Source organism: Actinomadura rifamycini DSM 43936 (assembly GCF_000425065.1).
GTDB classification, from domain to species: domain Bacteria; phylum Actinomycetota; class Actinomycetes; order Streptosporangiales; family Streptosporangiaceae; genus Spirillospora; species Spirillospora rifamycini.
Genome location: NZ_AULB01000011.1, coordinates 154,429 through 172,390 on the forward strand (window position 1 = coordinate 154,429; position 17,962 = coordinate 172,390).

18 protein-coding genes are annotated in these 17,962 nt (G+C 74.8%); 10 read left to right on the plus strand and 8 right to left on the minus strand.

Going from position 1 to position 17,962, the window contains the following annotated elements; translation table 11 throughout:
* Positions 1-57: 57 nt before the first annotated feature.
* The gene (locus H505_RS41190) at positions 58-741 is read left to right on the plus strand and encodes a TetR/AcrR family transcriptional regulator (RefSeq protein WP_034517539.1); all 684 of its coding nucleotides are present in this window, start codon (positions 58-60) and stop codon (positions 739-741) included.
* A 9-nt stretch (positions 742-750) separates the two neighbouring features.
* Here the strand turns inward: H505_RS41190 and H505_RS0111065 are convergent, their stop codons facing one another.
* On the minus strand, positions 751-1,548 hold the full coding sequence (locus H505_RS0111065) for an SAM-dependent methyltransferase (protein ID WP_026402036.1): 798 nt from the start codon (positions 1,546-1,548) through the stop codon (positions 751-753).
* A gap of 542 nt (positions 1,549-2,090) precedes the next feature.
* On the opposite strand from H505_RS0111065, the gene H505_RS0111070 reads away from it, so the two are divergent.
* Together H505_RS0111070 and H505_RS0111075 are read left to right on the plus strand one after the other, a co-directional pair.
* On the plus strand, positions 2,091-2,555 hold the full coding sequence (locus H505_RS0111070; RefSeq protein ID WP_026402037.1) for a pyridoxamine 5'-phosphate oxidase family protein: 465 nt from the start codon (positions 2,091-2,093) through the stop codon (positions 2,553-2,555).
* A gap of 115 nt (positions 2,556-2,670) precedes the next feature.
* The gene (locus tag H505_RS0111075) at positions 2,671-3,516 is read left to right on the plus strand and encodes a TIGR03620 family F420-dependent LLM class oxidoreductase (RefSeq protein ID WP_245592486.1); all 846 of its coding nucleotides are present in this window, start codon (positions 2,671-2,673) and stop codon (positions 3,514-3,516) included.
* A 58-nt stretch (positions 3,517-3,574) separates the two neighbouring features.
* Here the strand turns inward: H505_RS0111075 and H505_RS0111080 are convergent, their stop codons facing one another.
* Positions 3,575-3,997 carry a PPOX class F420-dependent oxidoreductase gene (locus tag H505_RS0111080; protein WP_026402039.1) on the minus strand — a complete coding sequence of 141 codons (423 nt, stop codon included), beginning with the start codon at positions 3,995-3,997 and terminating at the stop codon, positions 3,575-3,577.
* Positions 3,998-4,320: 323 nt separating this feature from the next.
* Here H505_RS0111080 and H505_RS0111085 point away from each other — a divergent pair, with 323 nt between their 5' ends.
* A complete protein-coding gene (locus tag H505_RS0111085) occupies positions 4,321-4,950 on the plus strand; it encodes an HNH endonuclease family protein (protein ID WP_026402040.1) in 630 nt (209 codons plus the stop codon).
* An 85-nt stretch (positions 4,951-5,035) separates the two neighbouring features.
* Here the strand turns inward: H505_RS0111085 and H505_RS0111090 are convergent, their stop codons facing one another.
* Together H505_RS0111090 and H505_RS0111095 are read right to left on the minus strand one after the other, a co-directional pair.
* Positions 5,036-6,832: a hydroxysqualene dehydroxylase gene (locus H505_RS0111090; protein ID WP_026402041.1), complete on the minus strand. Its 1,797-nt coding sequence runs from the start codon at positions 6,830-6,832 to the stop codon at positions 5,036-5,038.
* Positions 6,833-6,881: 49 nt separating this feature from the next.
* Positions 6,882-7,994: a hypothetical protein gene (locus tag H505_RS0111095; protein WP_026402042.1), complete on the minus strand. Its 1,113-nt coding sequence runs from the start codon at positions 7,992-7,994 to the stop codon at positions 6,882-6,884.
* Positions 7,995-8,152: 158 nt separating this feature from the next.
* Between H505_RS0111095 and H505_RS0111100 the strand changes: the two genes are divergently transcribed.
* Positions 8,153-8,797, plus strand: coding sequence for a TetR/AcrR family transcriptional regulator (locus H505_RS0111100; protein WP_026402043.1), 645 nt, complete (start codon positions 8,153-8,155; stop codon positions 8,795-8,797).
* Here H505_RS0111100 and H505_RS41195 read toward each other — a convergent pair.
* Positions 8,761-9,945: a hypothetical protein gene (locus H505_RS41195; RefSeq protein WP_051300533.1), complete on the minus strand. Its 1,185-nt coding sequence runs from the start codon at positions 9,943-9,945 to the stop codon at positions 8,761-8,763. The genes H505_RS0111100 and H505_RS41195 overlap by 37 nt on opposite strands.
* Before the next feature lie 206 nt (positions 9,946-10,151).
* Between H505_RS41195 and H505_RS0111110 the strand changes: the two genes are divergently transcribed.
* Positions 10,152-11,771, plus strand: coding sequence for a class I adenylate-forming enzyme family protein (locus H505_RS0111110; RefSeq protein ID WP_026402044.1), 1,620 nt, complete (start codon positions 10,152-10,154; stop codon positions 11,769-11,771).
* Positions 11,772-11,789: 18 nt separating this feature from the next.
* Here H505_RS0111110 and H505_RS41200 read toward each other — a convergent pair whose 3' ends face one another.
* The 3 genes from H505_RS41200 to H505_RS0111125 form a co-directional block, all read right to left on the minus strand.
* Entirely contained in the window at positions 11,790-13,157 is a 1,368-nt protein-coding gene (locus H505_RS41200) for a YibE/F family protein (RefSeq protein ID WP_064743584.1), read from the minus strand.
* A gap of 409 nt (positions 13,158-13,566) precedes the next feature.
* A complete protein-coding gene (locus H505_RS0111120; protein ID WP_026402045.1) occupies positions 13,567-14,082 on the minus strand; it encodes a DnaJ family domain-containing protein in 516 nt (171 codons plus the stop codon).
* A gap of 83 nt (positions 14,083-14,165) precedes the next feature.
* Positions 14,166-14,825, minus strand: coding sequence for a TetR/AcrR family transcriptional regulator (locus H505_RS0111125; protein ID WP_026402046.1), 660 nt, complete (start codon positions 14,823-14,825; stop codon positions 14,166-14,168).
* A 149-nt stretch (positions 14,826-14,974) separates the two neighbouring features.
* On the opposite strand from H505_RS0111125, the gene H505_RS50980 reads away from it, so the two are divergent.
* Genes H505_RS50980 through H505_RS0111140 form a run of 4 tightly spaced genes read left to right on the plus strand, consistent with a single transcriptional unit; the run spans position 14,975 to position 17,833 of the window.
* The gene (locus tag H505_RS50980) at positions 14,975-15,622 is read left to right on the plus strand and encodes an FAD-dependent monooxygenase (RefSeq protein ID WP_051300534.1); all 648 of its coding nucleotides are present in this window, start codon (positions 14,975-14,977) and stop codon (positions 15,620-15,622) included.
* Positions 15,577-16,017 carry a hypothetical protein gene (locus tag H505_RS50985; protein WP_051300535.1) on the plus strand — a complete coding sequence of 147 codons (441 nt, stop codon included), beginning with the start codon at positions 15,577-15,579 and terminating at the stop codon, positions 16,015-16,017. Before H505_RS50980 ends, H505_RS50985 begins: the two co-directional genes overlap by 46 nt.
* Before the next feature lie 29 nt (positions 16,018-16,046).
* Complete coding sequence (locus H505_RS0111135; protein ID WP_026402047.1) at positions 16,047-16,973, plus strand: VOC family protein; 927 nt, start codon at positions 16,047-16,049, stop codon at positions 16,971-16,973.
* Positions 16,973-17,833 carry an alpha/beta fold hydrolase gene (locus H505_RS0111140; RefSeq protein ID WP_026402048.1) on the plus strand — a complete coding sequence of 287 codons (861 nt, stop codon included), beginning with the start codon at positions 16,973-16,975 and terminating at the stop codon, positions 17,831-17,833. The genes H505_RS0111135 and H505_RS0111140 overlap by 1 nt, the downstream gene beginning before the upstream one ends.
* The last annotated feature ends 129 nt before the right edge of the window (positions 17,834-17,962 follow it).

Here is a 17,962-nt window from a genome sequence, read left to right on the forward strand (position 1 = left end):
CGGGCGCCGCGGGCGGGCGTTGCGCCCCGCCCCGCCCGGTGCACGAATCCCATTCGTGTGAGCGAGAATCATCTTCCCGGCCGGTCGGACGACGTCGCGGACCGCATCGCCCGGCGCACCCTGGCCAAGCGGGGCGCGGCCTACGCCGGCGAGGTGCGCCGCCTCCTCGACGCCGCGCTCGAGGTCATGCGGGAGTGCGGGACGGCGTCGCGCCCGCGCGTCGCGGACATCGTGAGCGCCGCGGGGCTGTCCAACGAGGCGTTCTACCGCCACTTCCGCTCGAAGGACGCGCTGGTCGCCGCGCTGCTCGAGGACGGCACCGAACGCCTGCACGGCTACGTCGCGCACCGGATGGCCAAGGAGCCGACCCCGGAGCGGCGGGTGCGGGCCTGGGTCGGCGGCGTGTTCACCCAAGCCCGCGAGGAGATCGCCGCCACGACGCGCGCGGTCCTGTGGAACGCGGGGGCGCTGAGCGAACCGGCAGGCTCCAAACCGCCCGTCGCCAGCGGCCGCCTCGCCGAACTGCTGCCCGGCCCCTTCCGCGAACTCGGCAGCGACGACCCCCTCCTCGACGCCTCGCTCGCCGCCCACGCGACCTTCGGCCTGCTCGCGGACTACGTGTGGGGCGGCACCGAACCCACGGACGGCGACGTGGAACGCGTCACGGCGTTCTGCCTCCGCGCGATCACACCGGCGAGGACCGGAGCGGAGGACGGGGGCGCCGGCCCGCGGGCGCGGTGAGCCGCCGGGTCACCTCCCGGGCTTGCGGGCGACCCCGCACGCCCCCAGACCCTCGATCTCGTCGCCGGGCTCCCGCTCGGCGGGGTCCAGCTCGGGCCGCCAGCGGAACGGGTCGACCAGGCCGGGCTCCAGCAGCTCGAAGTCGGCGAACAGCGCGGTGATCTGGTCGCGGTCGCGCAGCGTCCCGAGGCCCATCGTCCCCTGGTACGCCGTCGCGACGTCCTGGAGGGACGGGAGCACGTGGCTGATCGTCAGGAAGCTGCCCGGCGCGAGCCGGTCGCGGAGGCGGGCCAGCAGCTCGGCGGGCGTGGGGTCGGGCAGGAAGTGGAACAGGGCCAGCGCGCTGACCGCGACCGGCTCGCCGAAGTCGAGCGTCCGGGCCGCCTCCCGCATGATGCGGTCGATGTCGGCGACGTCGGAGTCGATGTAGGCGGTCGCCCCCTCCGGACGGCTGGTCAGCAGCGCGCGGGCGTGGGCGAGCACGATCGGGTCGTTGTCGACGTACACCACGCGGGACTCGGGCGCGACGCCCTGCGCGACCTCGTGCAGGTTGGGCGACGTCGGCAGCCCGGTGCCGAGGTCGAGGAACTGGCGGACGCCGTGCTCGCGCGCGAGCACGGCCACGGAGCGGGCCAGGAACCTGCGGTTGGCCCGCGCCAGCGGCCGCAGCTGCGGGCAGATCTGCAGCACCTGCCCGCCGAAGGCGCGGTCGGCCGCGAAATGGTCCTTGCCGCCGAGGTAGAAGTCGTACACCCGGGCCGGATGCGGCTCGTCGGTGCGCAGGTCCGCTGGGGGGTTCTCGGTCATGAAGGTCGCTTCCTAGCGGGAGCCGGTGTGATCATTTACCGGAAGGGTATCGGCGAAACGTTCCGTTGGTCCTGTCTGGACGGAACTCCTCGCGGCCGGTCGCGTACCACCGCACCGCCGCCGGCTTGGTGCGCGCCGCGCTCGTCCCGCGGGCGGTCGACGGGCTGGAGACGGCCGGCGCCCGGTGCGACCGGCAGATCCTGCGGCTCGGCCTCGCGGGGAGCGAGGCGGCCGGGGCCGAGGTGTGGGGCGACCGGGCGCGGGCGCGCGTGGGGTCCGGAGGGGCGCGGCCGGATCGCCGGGTTCCTCTACGACAACGGCCTGTCCCCGTTCTTCTTCCTGCGGCAGCACGGGTCGCCCGAGTCCGAGCCCGTCGGGGCGTCCCACGGCGGCACGGGCGTCGAGGGTTGACCGGCCCCGCCGTCCGGCCCGCTTTCCGTGGTCCTTTCCGTGGTCGGCACGGAGGCGCCCGGACGCCCGCCGCGACATGCTGGTGCCACGGCGAACGACCGGCCCGCCGGGCCCCGACCCCAGGAGTGACCATGACCAGCACGTCCACCGCCGCCTTCCGCTCCCGCGCCGAGCGCCGCCGCGACACCGAGCACCGCCTGGCCCGCGACGTCGACGTCTGGGTGGCGAGCGCGTCGCCGGACGGCCTGCCGCACCTGGTGCCGCTGTCGTTCGACTGGGACGGGGAGCGGCTCATCCTCGCCACCCCGCGCGACAGCCGCACCGGCCGGAACCTGGCCGCGTCCCGCACCGTCCGGCTGGGCCTCGGGCCCACCCGCGACGTGACCGTGATCGACGGCGAGGTCGAGGTCCTCGAGATCGACGCGCTGCCGCGGGAGCGGGCCGACCGGTTCGCCGCGCGGACCGGCTTCGACCCGCGCGCGCAGTCCGCGCCGTACCGCTGGTTCCGCGTCGCGCCGCGGCGCGTCCTGGCCTGGCGCGAGGAGAACGAGCTGCGCGGCCGCGAGCTGATGCGCGACGGCCGCTGGCTCGCCTGACCGGCGCCCCCGGCGCGGCGGGGGCGACCGCCCGGGCCGCGGCCGCGCGCGAGTAGCGTGATCATCACGACCGCGACCGAAAGGGATGGGTGACGTGGAGATTTCCGGCGTCGGAGTGTGGAGTCAACAGCTGCGGTACGGCGACCGCGGCGAGGCGGCGGAGGCCGCCGCGGAACTCGAGGAGCTCGGGTACGCCGCGCTGTGGATCCCGGACGTCGGCGGACCGCTGTTCGACGCGGTCGGCGGGCTCCTCGAGGCGACCGACCGGACGGTCGTCGCGACCGGCATCCTGAACCTGTGGATGCACGCGCCGGCGGACGCCGCCGCCGCGCACGCGTCGCTGACCGCCGCGCACGGCGACCGCTTCCTGATGGGCATCGGGGTGAGCCACGCCCCGCTGGTCGACGCGAAGGAGGCCGGCCGGTACCGCAGGCCGCTCGCCGCGATGACGTCCTTCCTCGACGGGCTCGACGCGGCGGAGCCGCCGGTGCCCGCCGCGAGCCGGGTGCTGGCCGCGCTCGGCCCCAAGATGCAGCAGACCGCGAAGGAGCGGAGCCGCGGGGTGCACCCCTACCTCGTCCCGGTGGAGCACACCCGCCGGACCCGCGAGGCGCTCGGCGACGGCCCGCTCGTCCTCCCGGAGCAGACCGCGATCCTGTGCGGGACGCGGGACGAGGCGCGGGCGATCGGGACCGGCTGGCTGCGCGGCTATCTGTCGCTGCCGAACTACGCCAACAACCTGCTGCGCTCCGGGTTCTCGTCCGAGGACGTGGAGTCGGTGAGCGACCGCCTGTTCGACGCCCTCATCGCGTGGGGCGACGAGGAGGCGATCAAGAACCGGGTGGACGAGCACCGGGCCGCCGGCGCCGACCACGTCTGCGTCCAGGTCCTCACCGCCGACCAGGACGCCTTCCCGCGCGACGCGTGGCGCCGCCTCGCCCCCGCGCTGCTCTCCGGCTGACGGACGACGGAACCGACGACGGAACCGACGACGGAACCGACGACGGAACGGACGGCGATCAGGACGACGCCTGGTCGCTGTCCTTCAGCCTGCCCCAGCCGTGCCAGCGGTCCACCCGGACCCACGCGGTGAACCGCGCGCGCGTCCGGTCGGGGTAGGGCTCGCCGGTGTAGTGGCGGGAGAGCCGGTCGATGTCCCGCAGGTCCGCGTCCTCGTGGATCTCGGTGACGTGGCCGATGAGCGTCACGTGGGTGTACCAGTCCTCGCGGTCGAGGACGGTGAGGGAGACCCGCGGGTCGCGCCGGAGGTGCCCGAGGCGCACCCTGCCCTCGTCCATGTTGACGACGGCCCGGCCGTCCTCCCACAGGTACCAGGTCGGCGTGGAGACCGGCGCGCCGTCCGAGCGCACGGTGGCGATGACGCACGGGTTGGGCCTGGCGAGCAGTGCGCCGGCCTCCCGCGGCAGCGGCGGCTTCGACATTGCGGACTCCCCGTTCTCCGGAAGCGTCGGGCTCGTGGACACCTACCCTCGGTAGTCGCACCGACACCTGCGGGCACCCGGCCCGCGTGACCGGCCGTTCCGGGCGCGGGTCCGCGCCCCCTTCTCTCCACCCGGCCCGCCGACCGGATATCGGCCGGGCCGAATTTCGCCCGTTCTGAGGGCTGGAATTCCCCTTCTTTCTCATCGCACGAGGTCGCTCACGCCTCGTTAACGGTCAGACATTTCCCGTTTTGCGCATTGATGTTTGTCCATAACGGACTTAGGAGACGCTGCGGCTGAAACCCCCCGTCGAGAGGTCTCCCATGAAAAGACTCCCCGCCGCCGCCGCGGCGACGGCCGCCGCCGCGGCCGTCCTCGTCGCCGCGGCACCGCCCGCCTCGGCGGCCCCGCCGCCCCCTCCGGGCGAGACCACCGCCCGCACCCACCTCGCGGAACTCACCGTCCGGGCCGAAGGCTCGATGACCGGCTACGACCGCGAGAAGTTCCCGCACTGGATCGACCAGGGCGACTCCTGCAGTACCCGCGAGGCCGTCCTCAAGCGGGACGGCGAGAACGTCGCGGTCGGCTCGGACTGCTACCCCACGAGCGGCTCCTGGTACAGCCCCTACGACGGGGCCACGTGGCGGCAGCCGTCCGACATCGACATCGACCACATGGTGGCGCTCGCCGAGGCGTGGCGCTCCGGGGCGTCGAGCTGGACGACGTCCCGCCGCCGGACGTTCGCGAACGACCTGGGCAGCTCCCAGCTCTGGGCGGTCACCGACAACGTCAACCAGTCCAAGGGCGACCAGGACCCGGCCGAGTGGACGCCGCCCCGCGCGGCCTTCCACTGCATGTACGCCCGGTCGTGGATCGACGTGAAGTGGCGGTACGGCCTCACCGTCGACGCGGCGGAGCGCGACGCCCTCGCCGGCCTGCTCGACACCTGCTGAGCGCGCCGGTGACCCGGGCCCCGGAACCCGGCCACCGGGTTCCGGGGCCCGGACCGTCACCGCGGCCGCGGGACGGCCGGCCGCCTCACCGGGTGTCGAAGAGGTTGGGGCGCCCGGCGCGGAACCGCCGGGCGTCGATCTCCTTGAGGCCGTCCAGTTCGGGCGGCCGGTGGAGCCGCCACACCGGGACGCGCGCGGCGGGGGAGTCCGCCGCGTCCAGCAGGGCGTTGACGGCGGCGCGCCCGGACTCGTTCGCGCCCTCCATCGTCGCCAGGTCGATGTTCGTGCGGACGTAGTCGCCGGCCATGAAGAGGTTCGGGATCGCGGTCCGGGACTCCGGGCGGTGCTCCCAGCTGCCCACGGTGTTCACCATGAGCGGCTCGTCGTTGACGTTGCCGCCGGAGGGCGGGTGCCACGCGATCGCCGGGTCGAGGACCCAGGAGTGCAGCATGCCGTCGGGCAGGACGGACCTGCCGGTGTCCTCCAGGTGGTCCTTCATCTGCGCCCAGCACTCCTCGGCGATCTGCGCCCTCGTGCACTTCTTGGCGGGCTTCCCGTACAGCATCCCCGGGGTGTCCCAGTCGGATATGTCGAGCGAGAGGCAGTCGGCGACCTCCCCGTCGCCGTAGTCGCGGGGGAAGTCGCGATCCCAGATGCGGCTCTGCAGGACGGCGGTGATCTGCCACGGCGAGTCCATGAAGTTCACCTCCTGGCCGATGCCGCCGGGCGTGCGCCGCAGGAAGAACTGGAGGCCGTTCATCCACTCGGTGCGCAGCTCGCGCAACGACGCCAGCCCCGGTGCGAGGTCGAGGACGGCCGGGGAGAGCAGCGCGCGGGCCCGGTCGACCGGCACCGCGCAGACGAACCAGTCCGCCGCGGCGCTCCGGCGGCGGCCCGCCGCGTCCACCAGCCGCACCGACCGGATGCGCCCGCCGCCGGTCTCCAGCGCCTCGGCCGACTGCCCGACCGCGAACCGCACGCCCCGTCCGCGCAGGTACCGCACCCACGGGTCGATCCACGCCTCGTTGGTCGGCGCGTTCAGCATGCGGGCCAGGCCGCCGTCCGCGCCGAGGCCGAGCCCCGACAGCACGAACGCCTCGCCCATGGCGCCGACCGTCCGGGTGCTGGCGATCCGCTCCTTGACGGCCACCAGCCCGCGCGTCAGGAACCGCGCCACGATCGTCCGGTAGTCCGCGGACGCGCCCTCCGCGCGGACGTACTCCCACCACGGGACGCGCTCCCACTCGCCGAACCGCCGCTCGTCGCTGCTGGTCAGGTAGACGACAAAGCGGTTGACGAACAGGGCCAGCTCGGCCGGCGGGACGGCGGCGGCCTGCTCGACGAGGCCGGTGGCGGTCTCCCGCAGCACTTCCGGATCGAGGCCGCCGGGCGCCGCCGGTTCGGGCACGGTGATGTCGGACCGGCCGCCGTTGCGGGCGATCCGCGCCGCGGTGAGCGGCAGCAGGTTGTCGTGGACGCCGTTCGCGTTGCCGGGGAACGGGATGCGCCGCATCGTGTCCGGCACGTTCCGGTAGAAGCCGGGGAAGAAGCGGAACCCGTGCTCGCCCGGCAGGTCGCGGCGGCCGTCCGCGCCGGTGCCCCGGACGGGGATGCTGCGCGACTTGCCGCCGAGGGCCTTGCGCTCGAAGACGGTGACGGCGAAGCCGCGTTCGGCCAGCTCGTGGGCGGCGGCCAGCCCGGCCATGCCGCCGCCGAGCACGGCGACCGTCCGGCCGTCCCGCCCGGCCGCCGCGCGGGCGGCGGGCGCGGGCAGCAGGACGCCCGCGCCGGCGGCGGCCGAACCGGCGAGGACGCGGCGCCGCGACACGGCGGCGGACGGCGGGGGAGCGGTTCCGGCGGGACGCCCGTGCGGCCTGCTCATGGCGATCTCCTCGGGGGTTCGGGGGCGGCGCGTCCGGTCGGGGACACGGTCAGGACTGCGGCAGCCGGGCCTTCAGCGTGCGGATGTGCTCGATCAGGCCGAGCGATCCGGGGACGGTCCGGCCGAGCGACTCGGGCAGCGCGAGCAGCCCGAAGTCGAGGATGAACGGGTCCACCACGTGGAAGCTCGTGCGGATCCCGGGCCGCGCCCCCCGCAGCCCCTGGGGCGTGGCGAGCAGCGAGGACGGGCAGGACAGCGTGGTCGTGTCCGGGTAGCTGAACAGCCCGGACGTCCGCCAGTCCGACAGCTCGATCGTCGCCATGCAGCCGTAGGTCTCGCGGGCCGTGACCCGTCCCACCACGCCCTGCCAGGTCCCGTCGCCCTTCACCACGCCGCCGAGCAGCGTCGCCGAGCCGTCCGGTTCGTGGGAGACGCCCCACTCCCATCCCGAGTAGCGCTGGTCGGCGACGTTGAACCGGCCCCAGTTGTGGTCGTGGTAGCCGCGCCATCCGGTCACACTGACGGGGGACGAGGCCCCGGGCGGCTGGAGCCACCCGCGCACCCGGCTCGTCGCGACGGGCGACGTCCAGTACATCGTCTGGCCGTCGTAGGCGATCGGCCCGCCCGTCACCCCCGGCAGCGCGTCCTCGAACCAGATGTCCGCCTTGGCGAACAGGCCGTGCCACCGCAGGCGGTAGGCGCCGCGGCCGGGATCCCACACCAGGCTTCCCGCGCTGCTCTCCACGACGGGCCCGTCCATCGCGGTCACCTTCGCGACCGGCTCGGGCAGCACCGTCTTCGGCCCCTCCTCCGGATACCAGAAGATCAGCGCGGCGGGGACGGGCTCGGTGAACAGCATCGCGATGAAGGTGCGGCGCGTCGCGGGGTCCATCACGTGGACGTACCACCACTCGGTCGTGGAGCCGGGGTGCGGGCCGTCGTCGGACGGCTCGGCGAGCTTGCCGGGCACCTGCGTGAGGTCGGAGCGGGCGATGTCGGTGCGCGGGATCCAGGAGTCGGCGTCGGCCGGCGCGGGCCGCGCGGCGGCCGGACCGGCCGTGAGCGGGACGAGCGCGGCGGCGGCGAGCACGATCGCCGCGGCGGCGCGGCGGGCGGTGCAGCGGCGGGCGGCGGAGCGGCGGGCGGTGGAGCGGCGTACCACGTTGAGCCTCCTCGGCTGAGCCCTCCGTGACGTCCGGCCCCCTCCGGCGAGCCGTGGACCGAGTGTGATTCGGTCTCCGGAGGCTGTCAAGCAGTGTGTCGACACACTGTCCGATCCTGGCCCCGGACGCCGGCGCCCGCCGCCGGTACCCTGCCGTCATGGCCTCCACCACCCAGCCGCGCAGGAAGGTCCGGGAGCGGCGCGAGGACGTCCGGAGCCGCGTGCTGCGGACGGCCGCGGAGATGATGGCGGACGGCACGCCCTACACCGAGCTGCCGGTGCAGCGCATCGCCGAGCGCGCACGGGTGGCGCGGTCCACCTTCTACCTGCACTTCCCGGACAAGAGCCGGCTGCTGATCGCGCTCGCCGAGGAGGCCGTCGAGGCGCTGTTCGGCGAGGCCGTCACCTGGTGGCGGGCCGACCACGCCGACGGCGTCGACGGCGTCGCCCACGCCATGCGGCAGATGATCGCCGCCTACCGCGAGCACCGCCGGGTCCTGCGCGCCCTGGGCGAGGTCGCCGGGTACGACCCCGACGTCGCCGACTTCTGGCGCGACCGGATGGGCCGCTTCACCGAGGTCGTCCAGGCGCGCCTCGACGCCGAACTGCGCGCCGGGACCGTCGACCCGGAGCTGGACGCCCCGACCACCGCGCGGGTGCTGATCTGGACGGTGGAACGGACCATCTCGGCGCACTGCCACCACGACGAGGGCGCGGGCGACGAGCGGATCGCCCGCACGCTCGCCCGCACCATCTGGCTGACGGTCTACGGGGTCCCGCCCGCGCCGCCCGCGCCCGGCTGACGCCCGTCCGCGCCGCCCGCCCGGGCGAAGCGCCGCGCCATCGCGTGGAACGCCTCCTTCGGCTCCCAGTGCCAGTCCCCGGGCCGCTCCGGCGACTCCCAGATCGGCTTCACCAGCGAGTAGCTCGCGAGGTCGAGGTCGAAGCGGCGCTGCGGCCGGTGCGGGGAGTCCGGCGCCACGAAGTTGTAGATGGTGGCCGAGTACAGGCCCATCGACTCGAAGGCGTCGAACACGTCGCCCAGGTAGGCGGCCTGCGCCCGCTCGCTGCGCCGCACGTCCGCGGTGATCTCCGGCCGCGGCTTGTCGTAGTCGACGATGTCCCAGCCCATCCCGCCGTGCTCGGGAGCGCCCTCGAAGGTGCAGGTGCCGCACTCGGTGATCGCGACCGGCTTGCCGAACCGCCGGTACCGGCGCAGGTCGCGCACGTAGCCGGTGCGTCCCGAGTGGTACCCGTAGTAGTTGACGGAGACGAGGTCGAACAGGCCCCAGTCGACGCTCTCGTCCGCCTCGTCGCTCGCGGCCCCGTAGGTGAGCGCGCCCCGGAAGACGGACCTGCCGGTGGCCGCGGCGCGCGCGATGAACTCGCGCAGCCGCTCGGCCGTCACCGCCGGGTCGTAGTTGCCGCTCATGATGTTCTCGATGCGCTCCAGGGCGCTCTCGCCCGGCACGATCCCCGGCACGAACAGGAGGAACTCGCAGCCCACGCTGAGGTGGACGCGCGCTCCCTGGCGCCGCATCCGCTCGGCCGCCCGTCCGGTCTCGGCGAGGTGGTCGAGGATCTCCTCGTGCGGCCGGTCCGCGAGGCGGGGCTGGAGCCAGACGTGCAGCCCCCGGTCGGCGGCCTCCTCGGCGGTGGCCGTGAGCCGCCGCACGCCGTCGCCGAACACCGACACCGTGCTCGCGTGCAGGTCCCCGGCGATGACCCGCAGGTCCGCGCGCATCCGCGCGGCGTCCCACCCCGTCTCCGGCGTCTCGCCGTCCTCGACGGCGTAGCACACCCCGCGATGCCGCAGCCCGCGCCGTCCGCCGGACGGCGCCGCCTCCCCGGTCCCCGCGAGCGCGACCCCGGCCCGTCCGGCCACCGCCGCGGCCCCGAGCGCGCCCGCGCCCGCCAGGAACCGCCTCCTGCCTGCGTGTTCGTTGCTCATGGGCGACAGTCTCCGATCCGGCGGCCGGGCGGATCGTCCGCCATCCGTCTAGGGCGCGGCGACCGAAGTATGCGGGCGCGGCCCACTTTGGTGGCGGTTCCCGCGCCCTTGCGTCCGCCCGGCGCGGCGTTATCGTGACGGGGGCGATCCGGGCGGAGCGGAGAAGGCGCCCGGGGCGAGCCGCCCGTGCCCGGAGGGAGCCACGTATGAACTGGCGCGAGCTGTACGGGCCGGGAGTGCCCGGCGAGATCGCCCCCGAGGCCGGCGACGTCGTCGCGCTGTTCCGGCGGCGCGCCGCCGAACGTCCGGACGCCCCGCAGCTGCACTACTTCGGGACGACCCTCGACCGCGCGGCCACCGACCGGCTCAGCGACGCCCTCGCCGCCGGGCTCGAACGGCGCGGTGTCGGCGCGGGCGACCGCGTCGCGATCGCCTTGCAGAACACGCCGGTCTGCGTCCTGGCCGTCCTCGCGGTGTGGAAACTGCGCGCGACGGTCGTCCCGGTGAACCCCATGTACAAGCGGCGGGAGCTGGGCCACCTGCTCGCCGACTCGGGCGCCCGCGTCCTCATCGCGCATCCCGAGGCCGCCGCGACGGTCGAGGCGCTGCCCGATGCGGCCGTCCTCTACTCCGGCGCCGCCGCACTGGCGGCCGACCCCGTCGGCCCGTGGCCGGACGGCGACCGGCCCGACGACGTCCTGGCGATCCTCGACGAGGGCGGCACGCCCCGCACTTCCGCCGCTCCCGGACCGGACGAGCCCGCCCTGCTCAGCTACACGTCCGGCACCACCGGGCCGGCGAAGGGCGCGGTCAACACCCACCGCAACCTCGCCTGCCAGGTCGCGGCGTGCCGCGCCTGGTTCCGGCTGGACGAGAGCGACTCGATCCTCACGACCGCGCCGCTGTTCCACATCACCGGGCTCGTCATGCACCTGGCGCTCGGCCTCGGCGCGGGCCTCCCGCTCGTGCTGACCCACCGGTTCGAGCCGAGGACCACCGCCGCGCTGGTCGAACGCTACAAGCCGACGTTCACCATCGGGTCCATCACCGCGTTCATCGCGCTCCTCGACGAGCCCGCGACCCGCGAGCACGACCTCGGCTCCCTGACCAAGGCGTTCAGCGGCGGTGCCCCGGTGCCGTCCGCGACCGTGGGCCGCTTCGAGGACGCCTTCGGCGTCTACGTCCACAACGCCTACGGGCTCACCGAGACCACGGCGGCCGCCGTCGCCGTGCCGCTCGGCGCCCGCGCGCCGGTCGACGCGGCGTCCGGGGCCCTCGCCATCGGCGTGCCCTGGCCGAGCGTCCGCGTCGAGATCCGCGGCGAGGACGGAGAACCGCTGCCGCCGGGCGAGGTCGGCGAACTCGCCGTCGCGGGCCCGCAGGTCGCCGCGGGCTACTGGCGGAACCCGGAGCAGACGCGCGCGTCCTTCCCCGGCGGCACGCTCCTCACCGGCGACGTCGGCTTCATGGACGCGGACGGCTGGGTCTACCTCGTCGACCGCAAGAAGGACATGATCGTCGCCGCGGGCTACAAGATCTGGCCGCGCGAGGTCGAGGACGTCCTGTACGAGCACCCGGCCGTGCGGGAAGCGGCCGTCGTCGGCGTCCCCGACCCCTACCGCGGCGAGACCGTCCGCGCCCACGTCAGCCTCCGGCCCGGCGCCGCCGTCACCGGCGACGAGCTGCGCGAGCACTGCCGCGCACGGCTGGCCGTCTACAAAGCCCCGGCGCAAGTGCTCATCGAGGACGAACTACCGAAAAGCGTCTCCGGCAAGATCCTCCGCCGCGAACTGCGCGACCCGGCCCCGGCTTCGGAACGCCGCTGAGCGGAGCGGGCCGCCGGCTCAGTCGCCCCAGAACTCGTGGTCCACGCGTTCCTCGCGGCGCCCCTTCGCCGGCCGCTCGTCCGGGAAGGCGTCCGCGAGGGCGCCCGGGCCTTCGGCCGGCGGGGGAGCGGCCGCGCCGGGCTCACCCACCGGATCGGAGCGGTCCCGGCGGGTGGCGACGACCGCGGCGAGCGCCGTGGTCAGCGGCACCGCGGCGATCAGCCCCAGCGTGCCCGCCGCGCTGCGGACGATCTCCTGCGCGATGACCGGGGTGGTGATCACCTCGCCGAGGGGCTGGCTGCCGACGCTGAACATCAGCAGCAGCGGCAGGGACGCGCCGGCGTAGGCGAGGATGATCGTGTTGATCACCGAGGCCACGTGGGCCCGCCCCACCCGCGCGCCCGCGCGGTACAGCTGCAGGAGCGAGTACGCCGGGTTGGCGTGCGCCAGCTCCCGCACCGTCGCCGCCTGCGTGACGGTGACGTCGTCCAGGATGCCCAGCGAACCGATGATCACGCTGGCCAGCAGCAGCCCCTGCGTGTTGATCCGGTAGCTGAGGTCCAGGTAGAGCGAGCTGTCGTCGGTGATGCCGGTGAGGCTGGTCAGGTCGATCGCGGCCATCGCCAGCACCCCGGTGAGGGTGAGGCTGCCCAGGGTGCCGATGACCGCGATCGACGTGGACATCGTGAACCCGTGCGTGAGGTACAGCACCGCGAGCATGATGGCCGCCGCGCACACGATCGCCGCGAGCAGCGGCGGTCGCCCGTCCAGGATCGCCGGGATCAGGAACCACAGGAGCAGCGCGAACGTGACGGCCAGGCCGACGAGCGCCGTCAGCCCGCGCCACCGGCCGAACGCGATCACCGCGAGGACGAACGCGGCGCCGACCAGCCACAGCGAGCCGGAGCGGTCGTGGTCGGACAGCTGGTAGGACGGGCCCTGGCCGCCGTCGGCGGGCAGGTGCAGCAGGATCACGTCGTCGCCCGCCGTGAACACCCGGGTGCCCGGGCCGCTGGGAAGCTCGGCGCTCACCACCCGGCCCTCCGTCGGCCCGGACGTCAGCTCGACGTGCGCGGTCCCGCACCGCCGCGGATCCGTCGGGGGCGCCTCCTCGCCCGCACCGCCCGCGTCGATGGGGGCGCCGCCGGGCGGCGCGACCTCCGGGCAGGGCTTGAGATCGACCCGCACGACCGTCCCGGGCACCTTCTCCAGCTGCACGGCCGCCGGGCCGCCCGGAGCCTCGGGGGAGGACGGCCACATCCACAGCAGGGCCGCCAGCGTCACCAGCGCCAGCGGGACGATCGCGGCCAGGACGGCGCGGACCGCGGAGCGGGACGCGGGCCGGTGGGGGTGCTCGGCCGTCCCGTGGCCGTGGTGGGCGCCCATGCTCGACGGCTCCTTCGCAGTGCGGTTCCTCCGACGCCGCGCGCGTCGCCGTCCGGAGGCACGGTGAACGCGGTCGGGCGGTGCTCGCGGACCTCGCGGGGGGCGGCGGCATCCCGTGCGTGTGCCGCCGGTGCCGACCGGACGGACGTCTCCGACGTCGCGCAGGAAGCACTCTACTGTGCGCGGCCGGGGCGGGATCCGTGATCGGCGGCGGCCACCGGGCGTCCTGCGCCCGCAGGTCCGGCGAAGCGCGCGACGAAGCGGGCGACGGCGTCCAGCGCCGCCGCCGACTCGGGCCGGTCGGGGGCGAGGCGCCGCCGCCCGCCTCTGGACCGAGAGCGAGAAGCTGCTCGCCGGACTCGGCCGCTGAAGCCCGGTCCGTCCCGCCCGCGGCGCGGCCCTCGGGCCCTCAGTCCCGCGGCTTGCGGCGCCAGGGGAAGGCGCGGCGCCGGGAACGCCCGCGCCCGGCAGGTGCGGGGCCCGGCGCCGCGGGGGCCTCCGTCGCGGGAGCCTCCACCGCCGGGGCGCGCGCGTCCCGCCACTGCTCCACGACGGCGTCCGGATCGACCCGCCGGACCACGACCGGCACCTCGGACGGCCGCCGCAGCGACTCGGCGATCCGCCGGTTCAGATCCCCCACCAGCTCCCGGACCTCCCGCTCGGAGCGGAGTCCGCGGACGGTGCCGGGCAGCCGGTCGACCTCCTTCCGCAGCCGCAGCGGCTCGGGAAGCATGGCCTCGGTGTCCAGCCCTTCGCGGCGGGCCTTGTCCACCGCCCACCGCTCCACGCTGAAGGGCCGGTCGAGACCGGTGAGCGGCTTGCCCGCGCCGGGCAGGTCGTCGAAGTCGCCGCGCTCCCGCGCCTGGCGGATCTGCCGGTCGATCCAGGTCTCGAAGCCCATGCCGACGGGCTTGCGCTCGGTCATGCGGGCCCCACCTCCCCGGACTCGGGCCGCTCCCCAGGCTAGGCGACCCCGCCGCCGGCGGACCCGGGCGCGGACGGCCGGAATCAGCGCGGCGCGGCGGTGCGGGCGCGCAGCGCGGCCAGCCGCGCCTCCCCGAGCGCCGCCATGGCCTCGGCGAGCAGCGTCATCTGCGCGGTGAGGTCGCGGTCCGGTTCGGCCTGCAGCGCCACGAACGCTCCGTCGAACCCGGCGATGCCGAAGTACTCCAGCTCGTCCGCGACGGCCCGGGCGGCCTCCTCGCCCTCCTCGGCGAAGGACGCCGCGATCATCGCGTTCATGTGCGCGCGGCCGTCCCGCCGCACCCGCTCGACGATGGCGTCCACCTCGGCCTCCGCGGCCTCGGCGCTCATCACCAGGAGCAGGTGCAGGCGCAGGAAGTCCGGACGCGCCATGAACGCCTCGCCGGTGCGCACGAGGTACCAGGTCAGCCGTTCGCGCGGCGTGCCCCCCTCGGGACCGCCCGCCTGCGCCCGCCGCATCGCCGCGAAGAACTCGTAGGCGCCGCGCGCCATGACCGCCGAGAGCAGCCCGGCCTTCGAGTGGAAGTGGTGGTACACCGCGCTCTTCGGGAGGCCGGTCTCGCGGCTCAGCACCGACAGCGACGTGGCGGCGTACCCGCGCTCCGCCATGATCCGGGAGGCGACGTCCAGGATCTCCTCCCGGGACCTGCGGCCGCGCCGGTTGCCGCTCTTCTCGCCGTCCACGGGTGAAGCATAGATCCCCGGCGTCCGGGCACCGGCCCCCGTTCTGCACAGCGGAATCTCATGGACGCCTCGCAGGTCAGCGTGTGACGATGGCCACGATCGTACCGAACGATCGGTCCAAAACTTGTGAGAAGCCACCCGGAGCCCGCATGCCCCAGCACTTCGACGCCGACGTCGCGATCGTCGGCTACGGCCCCACCGGCGTGACCGCCGCGCTCACGCTGGCGCGGCACGGCGTCTCGGTCCTCGCGTTCGAGCGGGACGAGGCCATCTACCCCCGGGCACGCGCCGTCACCGTCAACGACTGGACGATGCGCATCTTCCAGAGCCTCGGCATCGACCAGTGGATCGCCGCGGTCATCGAACCGCAGCGGGCGCTGCGCTGGACGACCTACGACGGCACCGAGATCATGCGGGTCGAGCACCCGCCGTCGACGCTGGGCGCCGGAACCCGCTTCTACAACATCTACCAGCCGACCATGGAGGCCGAGCTCCGCGCCTGCGCCGCGGAGTACGGCGGCCTGGTCGACGTCCGCTACGGCGCCGAGGCGGTCGGCCTGGAGCAGGACGCCGACGGGGTCACGGTGACGGCGGCCGACGCCGCGACGGGGGAGCGGCGCGCCTTCCGCGCCCGCTACGCGATCGGCGCCGACGGCGGCGGCAGCGCCGTCCGCGGCATGATCGGCGCCCGGCTGCTCGGCGACACGCTCGACGTCCGGTGGATCGTCATCGACTGCCGCGTCAAGCGCTGGTGGCCCGACCGCGACGTCCGGTCACCCCCTTCGAGCCGCCGCTGATCGCCCCGCCGGTCCTCGCGGCCGGCCGGCTCCGCGGCCCCGTCGGGGACGCCTCCGCCGTCGGCCGCATGATCCCGCAGCCCGTCGCGGGCGACGCCACCGGCCGGATGGCGCGGCTCGACGACCTGCTCGGCGACGGGTTCGTCCTGCTCGGCGCGGACACCGACCCCGCCGGACTGCTCGCGCCCGAAGAGAAGGCGGGATGGGACGCGCTCGGCGCCCGCTACGTCGCCGTCCGCCCCAGGACGGCCTACACCCGGAGCGCCGACGACCTCGTCGACCTCGACGACGTCCTGCTGCCGTGGCTGGCCCGGTACCGCGCCCGCGCCGTCGCCGTGCGCCCCGACCGCTTCGTGGCCGCCGCCGACCCGTCCGGCCTCGCCGTCCCGGCCTGACCGACACCGAGAACGAGGAGCACGACCCCATGACCGGAATCAAGGAACTGGCGTACGTCGTCTACGAGGCGAGCGACCTGGACGACTGGGAGCACTTCACCGTCGACCTGCTCGGCATGCAGCTCGCCGGCAGGAGCGCCGACGCGCTCGAGCTCCGCACCGACGCCAAGGCGTACCGCTGGTCCGTGCGGCGCGGCCCCGCCGACGACCTCGCGGCCAGCGGCTACGAGGTGGAGGACGGCGCCGCCCTCGACGCGATCGTCCGCCGGCTGACGGCCGCCGGCGTCGCCGTCGCCGAGGGCGGCCCCGACCTCGCCGCGTCCCGCCGCGTCGACCGCGTCGCCGTGACCGCGGACCCGATGGGCAACCGGATCGAGCTGGTCACCGGCTTCGCCGACGCCGACACCCCGTTCCGCTCCGACGTCCTGCTCGGCGGGTTCGTCACCGGCGCGGGCGGTGCGGGCCACCAGGTCCTGCTCGCCCAGGGGACCGCCCGCGAGACCTACCTGGAGTTCTACGAGGGCCTGCTCGGCTTCCGCGTGTCCGACCGCATCGTCGAGGAGCTCGCGCCGGGCGCCGTCGCCGACCTGACCTTCCTGCGCTGCAACCCGCGCCACCACTCCGTCGCGTTCGGGGACATGCCCCACACGAAGCGGACCCACCACTTCATGCTCGAGGTCGCCGACATCCGCGACGTCGGCACGGCCTACGACCGCTGCATGGACGCCGGGCGCCCCTTCGAGATGACCCTCGGCATGCACCCCAACGACCGCATGTTCAGCTTCTACGTGCGGACGCCCTCCGGCTTCAGCGTCGAGTACGGCTGGGGCGGCCTGCTCGTCGACGAGGCCACCTGGGAGGTCGCAACGCTCGACCGGCTGCACAGCTGGGGGCACCGCCCCCCGGAGACCGTCGCCGACCTGCTCGCCCGCGCATCCGGAAAGGACCTGCACTGATGGCGCCGACCCAAGAAGACACCGCCCGCACCGTCCGGACGAAGGAGTGGACGCTCCGCTACTACGAGGCGGGCGTCGGACACCCCCTCGTCCTCCTGCACGGAAGCGGACCGGGCGCCACCGGCTGGAGCAACTTCTCCGCCAACATCGAGGCGCTGGCCCGGCACTTCCACGTGTACGCCGTGGACATGCCCGGCTGGGGCGACTCCGACCCGGCGACGGTCGACCGCCTCGACCACGTCGACGCGGCGATCCAGTTCCTGGACGCCCTGGGCATCGGGAAGGCCGCGTTCGTCGGGAACTCGATGGGCGGGCAGACCGCGCTGCGGCTCGCCACCGAGCACCCCGGCCGGATCACGCACCTCGTCACCATGGGCCCGCCCGTCGGCCGGGCGCCCGGCCTCTTCGCCCCCGGCGGCGGCCCGTCCGAGGGCCTGAAGGTCCTCATCGAGACCTACCGGGACCCGAGCCCGGAGAACATGCGCAGGCTCGTCGAGATCATGTGCTTCGACACGGCCCGGTTCGCCACCCCGGAACTGTGCCGGGCCCGTTCGGCCGCGGCCCTCGCCCGTCCCGAACACCTGCGCAACTACGTCGACGGGCTGCCCGCGGGCGCGCCCCTCCCCATCTGGGCCAAGCCCGAACTGCTCCCCGGCATCGCGGTCCCCACGCTTCTCATCCACGGCCGCGACGACCGGGTCGTCCCCTTCGAGAACTCGCTCCGCCTGCTCGCCGACATCCCCGACAGCAGGCTCGTGCTGCTCAACCGGTGCGGGCACTGGGCGATGATCGAGCACGCCGACGAGTTCAACCGGCTCGTCACCGACTTCGTCCGCAACACCCCCGGACACCGGGACTGACGTCCTCGCGCGCGGCCGCCGCCCGACCCGCGGTCGGCGGCCCGCCGCGCCGCGAAAACCCGGTGCGCCGGCCGCGCCGCTGTAGAAGGGCAAGGTGCCTTTCGTCGACACTCCCCTGACCGAGCCCAT